Raw genomic sequence first — 15,240 nt, 5'->3', positions numbered from 1 at the left:
CCGGCCGGCGCGGCGGCCGAGGGTGCGCTCTGGTCGACGGTCATGACTGGCTCCAAGTCCGGGTGACCCTGAGGTAGACGGCCGAGACGACGGCGAGCACGGCCGCGAGCATGACGCTCAGGGCCGCGGCGCCCCCGTAGTCGCCGTAGACGAACGCGTACCGGAAGATCAGCAGCAGCACGGTGACCGTGGAGTCCTGCGGGCCGCCGTCGGTCATGACGTACGGCTCGATGAAGGTCTGCATCGTGGCGATGATCTGGACGAGCAGCAGGATGAGCATCACCCCGCGCATCTGCGGCAGCGTCACGTGCCAGACGCGCCGCCAGATCGACGCCCCGTCGACCTCCGCCGCGTCGTACAGCTCGGTGGGGATGGCGGTCAGCGAGGCGAGGTAGATGAGCACGGTCCCGCCGGCCGCCGTCCAGGTGGCGGTGAGGACCAGGCTGGGGATGGCCCACGACGGGTCCTCCAGCCAGGGGAACGGCCCGAGCCCGACGAACCCGGCGATGCGGTTGAAGACACCGTCCCCGCCCGGCTCGTAGAACCACTTCCACAGCAGCACCGCCACCACGGGCGGCACGGCCGCCGGGACGTACACGAGCACACGGAAGACTCCCCCGTACCGGCGCAGCTCGTTCATCACCGTGGCGAGGAACAGCGGGAGCGGGAACCCGATGACCAGCGACACGAGGGCGAACGTCAGGGTGTTGACCACTGCTCGCCACAGCAGCGGGTCCGCCAGGATGTTGGCGAAGTTCTCCAGCCCCACCCAGCTCGGGTCCGACACGAGGTTCGTGTCCTGGAAGCTGAGCAGCACGCTGCGGACCATCGGCCACCACGCGAAGTAGCCGAAGATCAGCAGCCCGGGCACGAAGAACGCGAACGTCTGCAGCGCGTGGCCGAGACCGACGCGGCGCCACCGCCGGCGGCGCGGCAGGGCGGCCGTGGCCGCCTCCGCCGACGCCGTCGGGGTGCGCTCGGTGACCACCGACGTCATCCCTTCCTCCGGATCGCCGCCTGCGCCTGCTCCTTGGCGTCCGCGAGGAGCGCCTGGATGTCGGCGCCCTCCTCCGAGAGCACGCTCTGGATGACCGAGTCGAGCGCCGAGTAGATCTCCTGCCCGGCCACGGCGGGCTCGGGCACGTACTCGAGGTCGGCCGTGCCGGCCACGTAGCTCGCGGCGTTGTCCGCCGGGAAGGTCGCGAACGGGGCGATCGCGTCCTGGACCGCCTGGGTGGTCTCGGCGTCGAACAGCGGCACCTCGGGGATGCCCACGGCGACGCCCGCGTCCTTGTCCGCCTCGGCCTGCTCGGCGGCGACGTCGGCGTCATAGCGCTGGCGGAGGTTCTTGAAGTCCATCCACCGCACCGCGGCCGCGCGCTCGGCGTCCGTCGCGTCGGCGCTGACCATCGTCACCCAGCCGCCCGTGAGGGTCGCGTCCCCGCCAGCCTGGGGCATCGGCCCGACCCCGAAGGCCTTCGGGTCACCGTCGAAGTTGTTGACGTACCCGTTGAAGACGTCGGGCGAGCCGAGCCACATGCCGACGTCGCCGGCCGCGAAGTCGCGCAGCGTGTCGGCCTGCTCGCGCAGCTGCTGCGTGCCCATGACGTCGTCCTGCCACCGCAGCTCGGCGAGGTTCTCGAGCGCCGCCACGGTCCGGTCGTTGTCGAACGTCGCCACGTACTCGTCACCCTGCTGCTCCTCGATCGTGCCCCCGTAGGAGTACGTCTGCATGGTGATGTGCCAGCCGCCCTGGTTGTTGGTGGTGAGCTCGGCGTACGGGGTGTCGACGACACCCTGCAGCGCCGTCGCCGCCTCGCGCAGCTCGTCCCAGGTGGCCGGCGGCGCGTCCGGGTCGAGGCCCGCCTGCTCGAACAGGTCGCGGTTGTACAGCAGCCCGACGGCGTACGCCCGTTCCGGCAGCCCGTAGACCGCGCCGTCGGCGTCGGACATCAGCTCGAGGATGCGCGGTTCCAGCGCCGCCCCCGCCTCGAGTTCATCCACCTCGGCCGTCACGTCCGCGACCTGGCCGCGCCGGATCAGCGCCTGGGACTCCGTGAACGGCACCCGCAGGACCGTGTCGACGTTCCCGCCGGCGAGGCGCGCCGAGAACGTCTGCGCGTCGAACTCGTACTCCGACGGCTCGACCGTGACGTCGGGGTTGGCCTCCTCGAACGCGTCGACGGCGTCGAGGAACGTCTGCCGCTCCTCCGCCTTGCTGTCGGGCGGGAGCCCCATCACGGAGATCGTCACGCCGTCACCCTCCGCCGCGTCGTCGCCGGAGGACGAGCATCCCCCCACGACCGCGAGCGCCGCGACCGCGCCGAACGCCCCGATGATCTGCACTCTTCTCATGCCGCCGTTCCCTTCACCGTTGATGGTCACGCCCGGCGCAGCCGCACCGCCGTCGGTGTCTGGTTTGCTGTCGCCGGTTTTCGGTTATCCGATCACACAGTAAAGCCATCCGCCACCACCCTGTCAACGTTCGGGCATCGGGCACCGGCTCACGGTGTAATGTTGACCGTCATCGAGTGACGCCAGAGACGACGACACACAGGAGGGGCGCCCAGCATGCCCGACGAGACCGCGGCGGCACGGCCGACGAACGTGCTGCTCGTGATGACCGACCAGCAACGCGCGGACTCGATCGGGGCGTACGGCCCCGCGCCCGCGCCAACGCCCCACCTCGACGCGCTCGCCGCGGACGGAGCCGTCTTCGACGCCGCGTACTGCACCTCGCCCCTGTGCACGCCGAGCCGCGCCAGCCTGCTCACCGGGCGGCACGTCGCCGGGCACGGCGTGGCACGCCTCTACGACTCCCTGCCCGGCGACCAGGTGCTCGTCGGCGAACACCTGCAAGACGCCGGCTACCGCACGGGCCTGATCGGCAAGCTGCACGTGAGCAGCCGGGTCGACGAGGCGGAGCGGCGGCACCCTCACGACGGCTTCGACGTCTACGAGCTGTGCAACGAGATGTCGATGGACATGGGCTCGCCCCTGCAGGCCTACTCACGCTGGCTGGAGGTCGCCGACCCGGAGTTCCACGCACGCATGGTGACCGAGGGACGGGGCGTCGTGCACCACCCGGAGCACCTGCACATGTCGCACTGGGCCGCGGAGCGCACGATGGACTTCCTGCGCGGCGCGACGGCCGACGGCGTCCCGTTCTTCGGCGTGATGAGCCTCTTCGACCCGCACAACCCCTACGACAACGCCCCGCCAGGATGGGACGAGAAGGTCGGCGCCCTGCCGCCGGTGCTGCCGCCCGCGGACGGGCCGACGCCCCGCGGCCTGCAGGTCGAGGCCGCCTCCAAGACCGTGGACGCGCATGTCCCGCACGATCTCGACACGGCGCGCCGCGGCTACCACGCGGCCGTCGCGTTCGCCGATCACGAGATCGGGCGGGTGCTGACCGAGCTGGATCGGCTCGGCCTGCGCGAGAACACGCTCGTGGTCTTCACCTCCGACCATGGCGAGGCGCTCGGGGACCGCGGCCTCATGACGAAGGGAGCATTCTTCACCGAGGCGGTGGCACGGGTCCCGCTGCTCGTCCGTGGGCCGCGCGTCCCGGCCGGGACCCGCGTCACGGCACCGGTCCAGCTGACCGACGTGGCGGCGACGGCCGTGGCCGCCGCGGGCCTGCCGCCGACGACCCTCGGGCCGGGCGCCGACTCACGCGACCTTGTCGCCCTCGCGCGCGGCGAGGCCGCACCTCGCCCCTACGCCGTGAGCACCTACCGCAACGGCGGTCTCGCCGTGGGCGAGGGCAGCCGGTACTTCGACCCGCCCCTGCTGGCCACGATGCTGCGCGACGAGCGGTACAAGCTCGTGGCGTACCACGACGTCGACGACCCGGACACCGGCCAGCTCTTCGACCTTGCCCAGGACCCGGACGAGTCGCGCAACCTCTGGCACGACCCGGACCATCGCGAGCGGCGCGACCGCATGCTGCGGGCGATGCTCGACTGGTCCGTGCACGACCAGTGGCGGGCCGGGCCCCGCGGCGGCGAGCGGATGCCGGCGGTGTCGGTGGCCTGACCCTCGGGACCACCTCCGCTACAGTGTCTTTGGTTGACGGATGACAGCAGTGCTGCTCGATGCCGAGCGGTGCCGACCCACGGAGCATGTGATGAGCCTCGATGTGACCCCCCTGAAGCAGACCGCACTCGGCGAGCGCGTCGCGCAAGAACTGCGCCGCCTCATCGTGCGCGGACAGCTGCCCGCTGACACCCACCTGGTCGAGGCCCAGCTCTCGACCGACTTCGGGGTGAGCCGCGGCCCGATCCGCGACGCGCTGCGCCGGCTCGAGGCCGAGGGTCTGGTGGAGACACGCAGCCGCGGGACCTATGTGGTCGGCCTCACCGACAGCGACATCGCCGAGCTGTTCTCCCTGCGGGCGACGCTCGAGTCGTTCGCCCTGCGGTTGTGCGCCGATCGCGGCGACGCGGACTGGTCCCGGCTGCACGCGGCGCTGGACGACATGCGCGCGGCCGCCGACGCGGGCGACGCGACCGAGTTCGCCATCGCCGACCTGCGCTTCCACTCCCTGTTCTACGAGATCGCCGGGCATCGCCGCCTCATGGCGATCTGGCGCGACAACGAGCCCACGTTCCGCTCACTGGTGCAGATCACGACGGCGCGGGACACCGACCTCCACCCGTCGGCCGAGTCCCACGCCGCCATCCTGCGGCTGCTCGAGGACGGGGAGATCGAGCCCGCCCTGACCGAGCTGTCCGCGCACCTCGACGGCTCCAGCCGGAGGATGCGCGAGGCCCGGCGCGAGCTGGTCGACGCGTCCCGCTGAGGCTCGGCCCCGCACCCGTCGTCCGCGTCGAGGGCCGGCGTCCCCCGTCCGGGGACGCCGGCCCTCGACGTCGTGCGCGTGGACCCTGCCTTCTCAGCCCGGCGCGCCCGCCAGCCCGGGCAGCAGGTCGTGCGCGGCCAGGGTCTCCCGCAAGCGGCCGTGCAGCTCGTCCGAGAGCCCGGGCAGTGGCGCGGACACACGTCCCGAGCCGACTCCCTGGAGGGCGGCACCGGCCTTGAGCACGGAGAGCCAGAAGCCTTCCGCCGTGAGATCGGCGATCGCGTCCACGCGTGCCTGGGCCGCCGCCACAGCCCCGTCGTCGCCGGCCCGCACGGCGGCGGCGAGCTCGAGCATGGTGCCCGGCAGCACGTTCTCGAGCCCCGACACGTAGCCGTCGATGCCCGCGCGCCAGTAGTGGTGGGCGCGCTTCTCGTCACTGCCCTGGAGCACCGCCAGGCCGTGGGCGTCGCGGTGCTCCAGCAGCCAGGCGAAAAAGTCCCGGTCGCCGCTGGAGTCCTTGATCGCGACGACGTTCGGGTGCTGCGCGAGATCGGCGACGACCTCGCGGGTCAACGGCGTGTGCGTGTTGACCGGGATGTTGTACAGCGCCACCGGGACCTCGGACCGGTCGGCGACCTCCCGGTAGTGCCGACGCACGGCGTCCGCGTCGACGGGGTAGTAGTACGGCGTCGTCACCGCGACGGCGTCCGCGCCGGCGCCCCCCGCCCGGGCGACGTTGGCCAGCGCGCGCTCGGTGCCGACGTCGCCGACCCCGCAGACGAGCGTCGTGCGGCCGGCGAGCTGGTCGGCGGCCACCTCGACGACGCGGTCGGCCACGACCGCGGGGAGGATCGGCAGCTCGCCGCTGGTGCCGAGGACCATGACCTGGTCGCCGGCGGCCACGACACGGTCCACCTGGCGCCGCAGCGCGGGCTCGTCGAGCCGCCCCCGGTCGTCGAGCGGGGTGATGACAGGGCAGAAGACGCCCCCCAGCCGGGGGCGCCTCGGCGCGGTAGGTGCGCTCACGGGGTCTCCTTCGATCGTGCTGCTACTGTATCGGATGACGGTTATCCGTCAATCGTCACTGGTGACGATATCCCGTCGCCGGTTGCCCGATGTCCATCCGGAGTACCCTGCCGAAGGAGGCACGCTGACCGTGGAGACCGTGGAGCACGCACCGGGGAGCGTCATCGCGCACGTCCCCGCCGCCGAGAAGCAGTACGTCGGATCACCGACGCTGCTCGCGCTGGGGGACGGCGTCCTGCTCGCCGCCCACGACCTGTTCGGGCCCGGCACCGGCTTCGACACCGCCGTGGTGCACCGGTCCGAGGACGACGGGACCACCTGGCGGGCGGTCGCGACGCTCCACGGCCAGTTCTGGAGCACCCTCTTCCAGCACGACGGGGCGCTGTACCTGCTGGGCACGGCGCGACAGAACGGCGACGTCGTCATCCGTCGCTCCGACGACGGCGGCCTGACCTGGACCGACCCGGTCGACGAGGCCCGCGGGCTGCTGCGCCGGGGCCGCTACCACTGCGCGCCGACCCCCGTGCTCGAGCACCGTGGCCGGCTCTGGCGCGCGTTCGAGGACCTCGAGGGTCCCGGTGACGCGACCTGGGGCCGCAGCTTCCGGGCGGGCATGCTCTCGGCCACGGTCGACGCCGACCTGCTCGACGCCAGGTCCTGGACGGACACCGGGTTCCTCGCGAGCGACCCCTCCTGGCTCGACGGCACGGTCGTGGGCTGGCTCGAGGGGAACGCCGTCGTCACCCCGGACGGCGAGCTGGTCGACCTCCTGCGCGTCGACGTGCCCACCCCCGACCCCTGCTACGCCGCCGTGATCCGCGTGGGGGCCGACGGGACGACACTGGACTTCGACCCGGCGACCGGGTTCCGTGCCATGCCGGGCTCCATCACCAAGTTCACCGTGCGCTGGGACGAGCGCAGCGGCCGGTACTGGTCGCTCGTCAACCACGTTCCCGACCCGGCCGCGACGTCGGTCGGGCTGCGCTCGCGGAACACCGTTCAGCTCGTCAGCTCGCCGGACCTGGACCGCTGGGACCTCGGCCCCGTGCTGCTGCACCACGACGACGACCAGGTGCACGCGTTCCAGTACGTCGACTGGGTCGTCGACGGCGACGACATCCTGTTCGTCTCCCGTACCGCATTCGACGACGACGCCGGCGGAGCGGCCAGCTTCCACGACACGAACTTCCTGACGTTCCACCGCGTGGAGCGCTTCCGCGACACCGTGCGTTGAACGAGCGCCGACCGGCCCCCGCCGAGCCGGTCCCGGACACGCCGCTGCCGGGCGTCGCGCTCGCGACGCCCGGCAGCGGTGCTTCGTGGTGCGGTCGGGTCAGGAACCCGAGGACCGCGACGACGAGACCAGGTTGGCGATCTCGCGCTGGGTCATCCGGGCCCGGGCGAGCCCGTCGGTCCGCCGCTCGGGCTCGGAGGTCTCCTCGCCGGACTCGTCGACGGCGGGCGTCCCCGCGCCGGACGTGACCGGGGCGGGCTCCGCGTCGCGCGACGCCTTGTTCGGGCCGGTCCGGGCCCACCGCTCGGCCAGGGAGGGCGAGGTCCGCTCCTCGGGGCGGACCAGGTCGAAGAGCTCGACGCGCCGCGTGTGCCCGGTCTCCGGCAGCGGCTCGGCCCGGGAGATCGGGTCGTCGCCGATGACGGCGGAGGTCGCGGCGCTGGTCCCGGCGACCGCCTCGTCCGTGTCAGTGTCGTCCTGCTCGTCGTCGGTGTCCTCGGCGGCGGACGCCTCGGTCACGTCGGCGTCGTCGGCCTCCACCGTCTCGTCGCGCTCGGTCGCCTCGGCGTCGCCCTCGCCCTCGGACGCCGCGTCGGCGGCCAGGGCGGACTCGAAGGTCTCGGCGAACGGCTCGCCCTCGGCACGCCGGACCACCGAGGCTCGCTCGGCCTCCGCGGCAGCCTCCACGGCCTCGTCGACCCGGGCGTCGACGACCGCGGCTGCCACGCCCCGCGCAACCCCGCGCTTGACGGAGCTCGCGCCGATGGTGTCGAGCCGGTTGCCGTGACGCTCGGCGGCCTCGAGCCGCTCGACCCAGACCTGCATGCGCCGCTCGAAGTCCTCGACGGTGAGCAGCTTGAGAGCGCGGTCGCGCGCCGCCCGCTGCCGCCGGTGCATCTCGCGGATCTTGCGCATGCCGCGACGGCTCCCCGAGCTGTCGAGGCGTGCGTCGCGCCACATCTCCAGGGCGGTGACGTACTGGTGCACGCGGCTCTCGCGTCGGCGCTCGTCGAGGGTGTGCCCCGTGACGAGATGCCGCTCCCCCACGAGCGCCAGGTGCCACATCAGCGCCGCGACGAGCGGCGGCACGAAGCGGAACGCCACCATGTACGGCGTGCTCTCGTTGGGCACCGCGATCTCGTGCAGCGCCGCGAACAGACCCGAGGTGCCCGACAGGATCCAGGTCAGCGTCAGCAGGACGCCGTACGGTCGTGCCTCGAGCGCGGCGTTGCGCGCCATGAGCGCGACGGCGACGAGGCTGACCTCCAGGAAGCCCGCCAGCGCGTACGCCTCGATGGGCGTCATGTGCGCGACCTCGAGCCCGAACAGGACCATGCCGCTGTACGCCAGCGCGGTGGCGATGAACGCCGCCAGCACGACCGCCACCATCGGGAGGTGACGGCCGCGGTAGCGGGCTCTCGGACGGCCTACGACCTCTTCGGCTCCGGCCGTGCCCTGCTTCCCCACGTGGACCTCCGAAATATCAGGATGAGAGGTATATGTCAGCAGGTCGGGGGCACGGAAGTCAACGCTGTGCGCCGATGTCGTGGAGCCCGTGTGGAGATTTTCACCCACAATTCACCCCTTGACGGCTCCCCCCAGCCCCGCGCCCGACAGGAAGAGCCGCTGGAACGCCAGGAAGAGGGCCACCGGGATCACCGTGGCGATCGCGAGCGCCGCGAGGAACACGCCGAGGTCGGTGGACGCCGCGATCGACGGCAGCCGGACCGACAGCGGCTGGATCGCCGGGTCCTTGAGCACGAGCAGCGGCCACAGGAAGTCCTTCCACGCCGCGATGACCGCGAACACCGACACGACACCGATGATCGGCCGCGACATGGGCAGCACCACGGACCAGAACAGCCGGTAGGGACCGGCCCCGTCGACCCGTGCCGCCTCGAACACCTCCCGCGGCAGGTTGTCGAAGAACCGCTGCACGAGCAGCACGTTGAACGCGCTGGCGCCGGCGGGCAGCCACACGGCCCAGAGGCTGTCGATCAGGGACCGCCCGAGCAGCGGCGGGTCGAGGATCGTCAGGTACAGCGGGACGAGCAGCACTACGGCGGGCACGAACATCGTCGCCAGCACCATCGCCTGGACCACCCTGCCGTACCGGGGCCGCAGCACCGACAGCGCGTACCCGCCGGTCGTCGCGACCAGCAGCTGGGACGCCCACGACCCGGCGGCGAGCCAGACGGTGTTGAGGAAGTACCGGCTGATCTGCACGTCGTTCCAGGCGCGCTCCAGGTTCTCCCACGCGACGCCGTGCGGGAACACCGCCATCGGCGTGCTCAGGATGTCCTGGGTGGGGGTGATCGCGTACTTGGCCAGCAGGACCATCGGGCCCAGGCCGACCAGGACCAGCAGGGCGAGCAGCAGCACGTGGGCGCCACCCATCCCCCGGCGGACGGCCGGACGGCGCCAGTCGGACGGCGACAGGGCCCCGCGGTCGGCCTCGGCGGGGCGCCGTCGGCCGAGCCGTCGCGCGAGCGGCGCGCCGGTGGCCGTAGCACGCTCCGCGGCGTCCTGCGCGGGCGTGGCCCGCGTGTCGGAGAGGGTCATGAGGTGCTCCAGGACCGGGTGAGGCGGAAGTAGAGGACGGACAGGACCGCGAGGACCGCGGCGAGCAGCAGCGAGAGCGCCGTCGCGGCCCCGTAGTCCCCGCCGAGGCTGTTCTGGAAGGCGTAGCGGTAGACGAGCAGCAGCACGGTCACGGTCGCGTTGTTCGGACCGCCGCCGGTGAACAGGTACGGCTCGAGGAACACCTGGGCGGTGGCGATGACCTGGAGGATCAGCGTGATGAACAGGACGCCGCGCAGGTGCGGCATGGTCACGTGCCACACCTTGCGCCACAGCCCGGCGCCGTCCACCTCGGAGGCGTCGTAGAGCTCCGTCGGGACGCTGGTGAGCGCGGCGAGGTAGATGATCACGGTGCCGCCGGCCCCCGCCCACGTGGCCGCCAGCACCAACGACGGCATGGCCCACGAGGCGTCCTGGAGCCACGGGTACGGCCCGAGACCGACCCAGCCGAGGATGGTGTTGAACACACCCGACGGCGAGGCGTCGTAGAAGAACTTCCAGAGCAGGACGGAGACGACCGGGGGGACGACGACGGGCAGGTAGGCCAGGGCGGAGTACAGCCCTCGCGCCCGGCGGACCTCGCGCATCAGCACGGCGACCACGAGGGGCACGGGGTAGCCGAGCAGCAGGGCCAGGAAGGCGAAGTAGAGCGTGTTGCGCACGGCGGTCCACAGCAACGGGTCGGCCAGGACGCGGCGGAAGTTCTCCAGCCCGACGAACTCGGGGGCGGAGACGAGGTTCGTCTCCTGGACACTCATGATCACCGCGCGCACGATCGGGAACCACGAGAAGACGCCGAAGATCACCAGCAGCGGCAGCAGGAAGACCAGGTTGCTCAGGCCGCCGGCGCGCAGCCAGGCGGCCGGGCCTCGGCGTCGCCGGGGCCCGTGGGCGGGGCGAGGCGCCGGGGGGTCCGACGGCGCCCTGCCGTCGCGGCGTGGTGGTGCGGTGGTGGGGCTCACGTGTCGGCCTCCGGTTCGACGGCGGGTGACGGCGGGTGACGGCGGGTGACGGCGGGTGACGGCGGGACCGTGGCCGCGGCGGTGGTCGCCGCGGCCACGGCGGGCGGGTGGACCGACGGCCGACGCCCCGGGCCGGGGATCAGCCCTGGTCGAGCAGCGCCTGGGCCTGGGCGTCCGCGTCGGCGAGCAGCGCGTCGATGTCCGCGCCCTCGTCGGTGAGCACGGCCTGGACGACCGGGTCGAGCAGCGCGTAGACCTCCTGGGTCTTCTGCGACGGCTCACCGGCCAGCGGCAGGTCGAACATCGCGTCGGTGAACGCCGCCATCTGGTCCAGCGGCACGTTCACGTAGTCGGCGATCCATTCCTGGTTCAGCTCGTACTGCTCCTTCGAGAACATCGGCAGCACGGGCGTCCCCACGGGCTGGTCGTTCGCGACGAGGGTCTCGGCGTCGGCGACGGCTCGGTCCTCGTCGACGAGCTTGTTCAGGTAGTAGAAGTCGATCCACTCGATCGCGGCGTCCTTGACCGTGTCGTCGACCGAGGCGGGCACGCCGGCCAGCGTGCCGCCCGTGAGCGTCGCCGCGTCGGGGTCGCCGGAGAGCGGGATCGGGGCCAGCCCGTAGCTGTCGGGGTCGATGTCGTTCGTCTGGACCAGGGCGGTGTAGATGTCGGAGCCCGACGTGAACATGCCCACCTGGCCGGCCGCGAACTCCTGGTTGATGCTCCCCCAGTCGAGCAGGAAGTTGGCGCCCATGGAGTCGTCCTCCCAGCGCAGGTCGTGCAGGAACCGCAGGGCCTCGCGCACGCCCGCGTCGTCGAGCGTGGCGGTGGCCTGCTGGTCGGCGTCGACCTCGACGGTGCGCCCGCCGCGGGCGACGGTCTGCGCGGTGAGCTGCCAGCCGCCCGTGTTGTTCTGCGTCATGGTGGCGAACCCGGCGACGCCGGGGTGGGCGTCGGCGATCTTCTTCGCGGCGGCGCGGACTTCGTCCCAGGTCGTCGGCGGCTGCTCCGGGTCGAGCCCGGAGGACGCGAACAGCTTCCGGTTGTAGTGCAGGGCCACGGGGTACGCGTTCTTGGCGGGGATGGCGTAGACGTGCCCGTCGTCGCCCGTGCCGGCCTCCAGGATCGTGGGGTTGAACGCGTCCGCGTAGGGCAGGGAGCGGAACTGGGCGTCCATGTCGGCGAGCTGGCCGTTCTCCACCAGACCCTGGGCGTCGGTGAAGGGGATCTCGAAGACGTCGGGGAGCGTGCCGCCGGCGAGCTGGGCGGCGAACGTGGTCGCCTTCCACTCGTACTCCTCGGGCACCACGTCGATGTCGGGGTGCTCCTCCTCGAACTCGGCGACCTGGTCCTCGAAGGCGGCGACCGCCTCCTCGGTGGACCCGGGCAGCAGGGAGACGACCTTGAGGGTCACCCGGCCCGACTCGTTCGTGCTCTCGCCCTGCGGGTCGTCGCCGGAGCAGCCGGCGAGCAGGGCGATCGCGGTCGCGCCTGCGACGGTGCAGGCGATCGCGTGGCGTGTGGACTTCATCGTCGCTCCTTGGTCGGTGCACCGGTCACGGTGCGGGACTGTGCGGGATCGTGATGCGGGGTCGTGATGCGGGATCGTCGTGCGGGCCGGGAGCCCGTCACCACCGGACCCAGGCGGCCGTGTCGGTCAGGACCGACGTCGGTCGGGTGGCCGGGTCGCCGCTGTGCAGCAGCAGGTCGGCGTCCTGCGGCAGCGGCACGGGGTCGGGCCCGAGGTTGACGACGCAGGCGACGTCGCCCCGGGCGAAGGCGAGGGCGCGGGCGGGCACGGGAGCACCCGCCACGGCGTCGAGCCAGACGAGGTCGCCGTCGCGCAGCCCCGGCTCCGACCGCCGGACGGCGAGCATGCGGCGGTACAGCGCGAGCATCGACACCGGGTCGTCCTCCTGGGCCTCGACGGAGAGGTCCCCCCAGCCGTCCGGCTGGGGCAGCCACGGCGCCGCGCCGCCGTCGGGCCCGAAGCCGTAGGACGACCCGGTCCGTGCCCAGGGCAGGGGCACGCGGCAGCCGTCGCGGCCCGGGTCGACGCCGCCGGAGCGGAAGTGCATCGGATCCTGGATCGCCTCGACGGGCAGCTCGACCTCCGGCAGCCCGAGCTCGTCACCCTGGTAGAGGTAGAGGGCGCCCGGCAGGGCACCGGTGAGCAGCGCCGCCGCGCGGGCGCGACGCCCGCCGACGGCGAGGTCGGTGGGCGTGCCGAAGCGCTTGGCCGCGAAGTCGAACGAGCTGTCCTCGCGCCCGTAGCGGGTGACCGGGCGGGTGACGTCGTGGTTGGACAGCACCCAGGTGGGCGGCGCACCGACCGGGGCGTGCGCCTCGAGGGTGGTGCGGATCGACTCGCGCAGCTCCTTGGCGTCCCACGGACGGGTCATGAAGTCGAAGTTGAACGCCGTGTGCATCTCGTCGCCGCGCAGGTAGCGCGCGAACCGCCGGGCGTCCGGGAGCCAGATCTCGCCGACGAGCACCCGCGGCTCGTCGTAGGAGTCGGCGACGGCACGCCAGGAGCGGTAGATGTCGTGCAGCCCGTCGCGGTCCAGGTGCGGGTGCTCCCCCGGCCCCCAGGCCTCGGGGACCTCGGGCAGGGCGGGGTCCTTGACGGGCAGCGCCGCGGAGTCGATCCGGACGCCGGCGACGCCGCGGTCGAACCAGAACCGCAGGATCTCCTCGTGCTCGCGGCGCACGTCGGGGTGGTCCCAGTTGAGGTCGGGCTGCTCGGGGGTGAACAGGTGCAGGTACCACTCCCCCGGTGTGCCGTCGGGGTTCGTGGTCCGGGTCCAGGTGCTGCCCTGGAAGTCGGAGACCCAGCGGGTGGGCATCTCGTCGCCGCGTGCGCCGCGGCCCGCGCGGAACCAGAAGCGGTCGCGCTCGGGCGAGCCCGGACCGGCGGCGAGAGCGGCCCGGAACCACGGGTGGCGGTCCGAGACGTGGTTCGGCACGACGTCGACGATGGTGCGCAGGCCGAGCTCGCGCGCCTCCGCGATCAGAGCCTCCGCCTCGGTCAGCGTGCCGAACGCCGGGTCGATCGCACGGTAGTCCTCGACGTCGTAGCCGCCGTCGGCGAGCGGTGAGCGGTACCAGGGGGTGAACCAGATCGCGTCGACCCCGAGGTCACGCAGATGGCCCAGCCGCTGCCGCACGCCGGCCAGGTCGCCCGTCCCGTCACCGTTCCCGTCGGCGAACGAGCGTGGGTAGACCTGGTAGATCACCGCGCTGCGCCACCACTCCGCGTCGTGCCCGTCGCTCACCGGTGAGCTCCTCTCGTCGTCGTCGAACACGAGAGACAGTAATGAAGCGACGCGTTCCACGCAAGAACTTGATTGTTACGGTTCGGAAACGAGACAGGACACCGCAGGTGATCGGGTCGAGAACGCGCGGAACCGTCGCACCACCCGGGCACGACGCAGGGGCCGGGCCGGCACGATGCCGGCCCGGCCCCTGCGGGCGCCTCGGTCGCGCGCGGCGTCAGCCGCCCGGGCGCGGCGCGGCGGCAGTGGACCGGCGCACCACCAGCTCCGGCTCGAAGAGCAGCTCGTCGCGGGGCACCGTGACGCCCGCGATCATCCCCGCCAGGAGCTCCACGGCGGCTCGACCCATCGCGTCGATGGGCTGGCGCACGGTGGTCAGGGCCGGGTCCGTCGAGTTCATCAGCGCCGAGTCGTCGTAGCCCACCACCGAGACGTCGGCGGGCACGCGCAGCCCGGCACGGCGCACCGACCGGACCGCGCCGAGAGCGAGCGGGTCCGAGGCGCACAGCACCGCCGTCGCCCCGGCGTCCAGCAGCCGGTTGGTCGCCGCCTGGCCGCTCTCCAGCGAGTACTGGCTGTGCACCACGAGGTCGTCGGGCAGGTCGAGCCCGTGCCGCCGGGCGTACCCGCGCGCCGCCTCGAGCTTGCGCTCCGAAGGCACGTGGTCCGACGGGCCCAGCAGGAGCCCGATGCGCGCGTGCCCCATGGACGTGAGGTGCTCCAGCGCCTGCTGGGTCGCCACCAGGTCGTCGCACGACACCCGCGGGAAGTCGAGGCTCTCGATCGAGGCGTTGATCAGCACGACGGGCAGGCTCAGGGCCTCCAGCCGCTCGTAGTGGGCGTGGTCGGCGTCCCGCTCCGCGTAGAAGCCGCCGGCGAAGATCACGCCGGAGACCTGCTGCCCCAGGAGCAGGTCCACGTACTCGGCCTCGGAGACGCCGCCCGCGGTCCGCGTGCACAGCACCGGGGTGAACCCCTGCTGCGCCAGGGCGCCGCCGACCACCTCGGCGAACGCCGGGAAGATCGGGTTGGCGAGCTCCGGCAGCACGAGGCCGACCAGGCGCGGGCGGTCCCCGCGGAGCTTGGTGGGCCGCTCGTACCCGAGCACGTCCAGCGCGGTGAGCACCGCGTCACGCGTCGCCTGCGAGACGCCCGGCTTGCCGTTGAGCACCCGGCTGACCGTCGCCTCGCTCACGCCCACCTTGGCCGCCACATCCGCAAGTCGTCTCGACATGCCCTCGACTGTACCCCGGGACGCAAGCCGCTTGCGTGAACTTGCGTGACGACGCCGAGCAGGCGGTCGACGGCGTGATGGCGGCGAGAACCGGCCGCCACGCTGTCGACCGCCTGCTCGGTGTC

Annotated in this window: 12 protein-coding genes; 3 read left to right on the top strand and 9 right to left on the bottom strand. The window is 72.6% G+C overall.

Going from position 1 to position 15,240, the window contains the following annotated elements:
* Positions 1-40: 40 nt before the first annotated feature.
* Positions 41-997 (bottom strand): carbohydrate ABC transporter permease, encoded by a 957-nt coding sequence (locus EYB28_RS06750; RefSeq protein WP_166845936.1) that lies wholly within the window; start codon positions 995-997, stop codon positions 41-43.
* Complete coding sequence (locus EYB28_RS06745) at positions 994-2,355, bottom strand: ABC transporter substrate-binding protein (protein ID WP_166845934.1); 1,362 nt, start codon at positions 2,353-2,355, stop codon at positions 994-996. Before EYB28_RS06745 ends, EYB28_RS06750 begins: the two co-directional genes overlap by 4 nt.
* 216 nt (positions 2,356-2,571) lie before the next feature.
* Between EYB28_RS06745 and EYB28_RS06740 the strand changes: the two genes are divergently transcribed.
* Both EYB28_RS06740 and EYB28_RS06735 read left to right on the top strand, forming a co-directional pair.
* Positions 2,572-4,038 (top strand): sulfatase, encoded by a 1,467-nt coding sequence (locus EYB28_RS06740; protein ID WP_166845932.1) that lies wholly within the window; start codon positions 2,572-2,574, stop codon positions 4,036-4,038.
* Between the two features lie 91 nt (positions 4,039-4,129).
* Complete coding sequence (locus tag EYB28_RS06735; protein WP_166845930.1) at positions 4,130-4,804, top strand: GntR family transcriptional regulator; 675 nt, start codon at positions 4,130-4,132, stop codon at positions 4,802-4,804.
* Positions 4,805-4,897: 93 nt separating this feature from the next.
* Here EYB28_RS06735 and EYB28_RS06730 read toward each other — a convergent pair whose 3' ends face one another.
* Entirely contained in the window at positions 4,898-5,830 is a 933-nt protein-coding gene (locus EYB28_RS06730; protein WP_166845928.1) for a dihydrodipicolinate synthase family protein, read from the bottom strand.
* A gap of 139 nt (positions 5,831-5,969) precedes the next feature.
* Between EYB28_RS06730 and EYB28_RS06725 the strand changes: the two genes are divergently transcribed.
* Positions 5,970-7,064, top strand: a complete 1,095-nt coding sequence (locus EYB28_RS06725; RefSeq protein WP_205710860.1) for a sialidase family protein — start codon at positions 5,970-5,972, stop codon at positions 7,062-7,064.
* A gap of 99 nt (positions 7,065-7,163) precedes the next feature.
* Here the strand turns inward: EYB28_RS06725 and EYB28_RS06720 are convergent, their stop codons facing one another.
* From EYB28_RS06720 to EYB28_RS06695, 6 genes are all read right to left on the bottom strand, one after another.
* Positions 7,164-8,441, bottom strand: coding sequence for a hypothetical protein (locus EYB28_RS06720; RefSeq protein ID WP_166845926.1), 1,278 nt, complete (start codon positions 8,439-8,441; stop codon positions 7,164-7,166).
* Between the two features lie 201 nt (positions 8,442-8,642).
* Positions 8,643-9,626, bottom strand: coding sequence for a carbohydrate ABC transporter permease (locus EYB28_RS06715; protein WP_166845924.1), 984 nt, complete (start codon positions 9,624-9,626; stop codon positions 8,643-8,645).
* Entirely contained in the window at positions 9,623-10,606 is a 984-nt protein-coding gene (locus EYB28_RS06710) for a carbohydrate ABC transporter permease (protein WP_240930417.1), read from the bottom strand. The genes EYB28_RS06715 and EYB28_RS06710 overlap by 4 nt, the downstream gene beginning before the upstream one ends.
* A 139-nt stretch (positions 10,607-10,745) precedes the next feature.
* The gene (locus EYB28_RS06705) at positions 10,746-12,137 is read right to left on the bottom strand and encodes an ABC transporter substrate-binding protein (protein WP_166845922.1); all 1,392 of its coding nucleotides are present in this window, start codon (positions 12,135-12,137) and stop codon (positions 10,746-10,748) included.
* Positions 12,138-12,234: 97 nt separating this feature from the next.
* Complete coding sequence (locus EYB28_RS06700; RefSeq protein ID WP_370459446.1) at positions 12,235-13,881, bottom strand: glycoside hydrolase family 13 protein; 1,647 nt, start codon at positions 13,879-13,881, stop codon at positions 12,235-12,237.
* A 217-nt stretch (positions 13,882-14,098) separates the two neighbouring features.
* The gene (locus EYB28_RS06695; protein WP_166845919.1) at positions 14,099-15,115 is read right to left on the bottom strand and encodes a LacI family DNA-binding transcriptional regulator; all 1,017 of its coding nucleotides are present in this window, start codon (positions 15,113-15,115) and stop codon (positions 14,099-14,101) included.
* Between the last annotated feature and the right edge of the window lie 125 nt (positions 15,116-15,240).

Source organism: Isoptericola sp. BMS4 (assembly GCF_011634835.1).
Classification (GTDB): domain Bacteria; phylum Actinomycetota; class Actinomycetes; order Actinomycetales; family Cellulomonadaceae; genus Isoptericola.
Note: the sequence above shows the minus strand (reverse complement) of the source record. Positions and strands in the feature narration are given on the sequence as shown.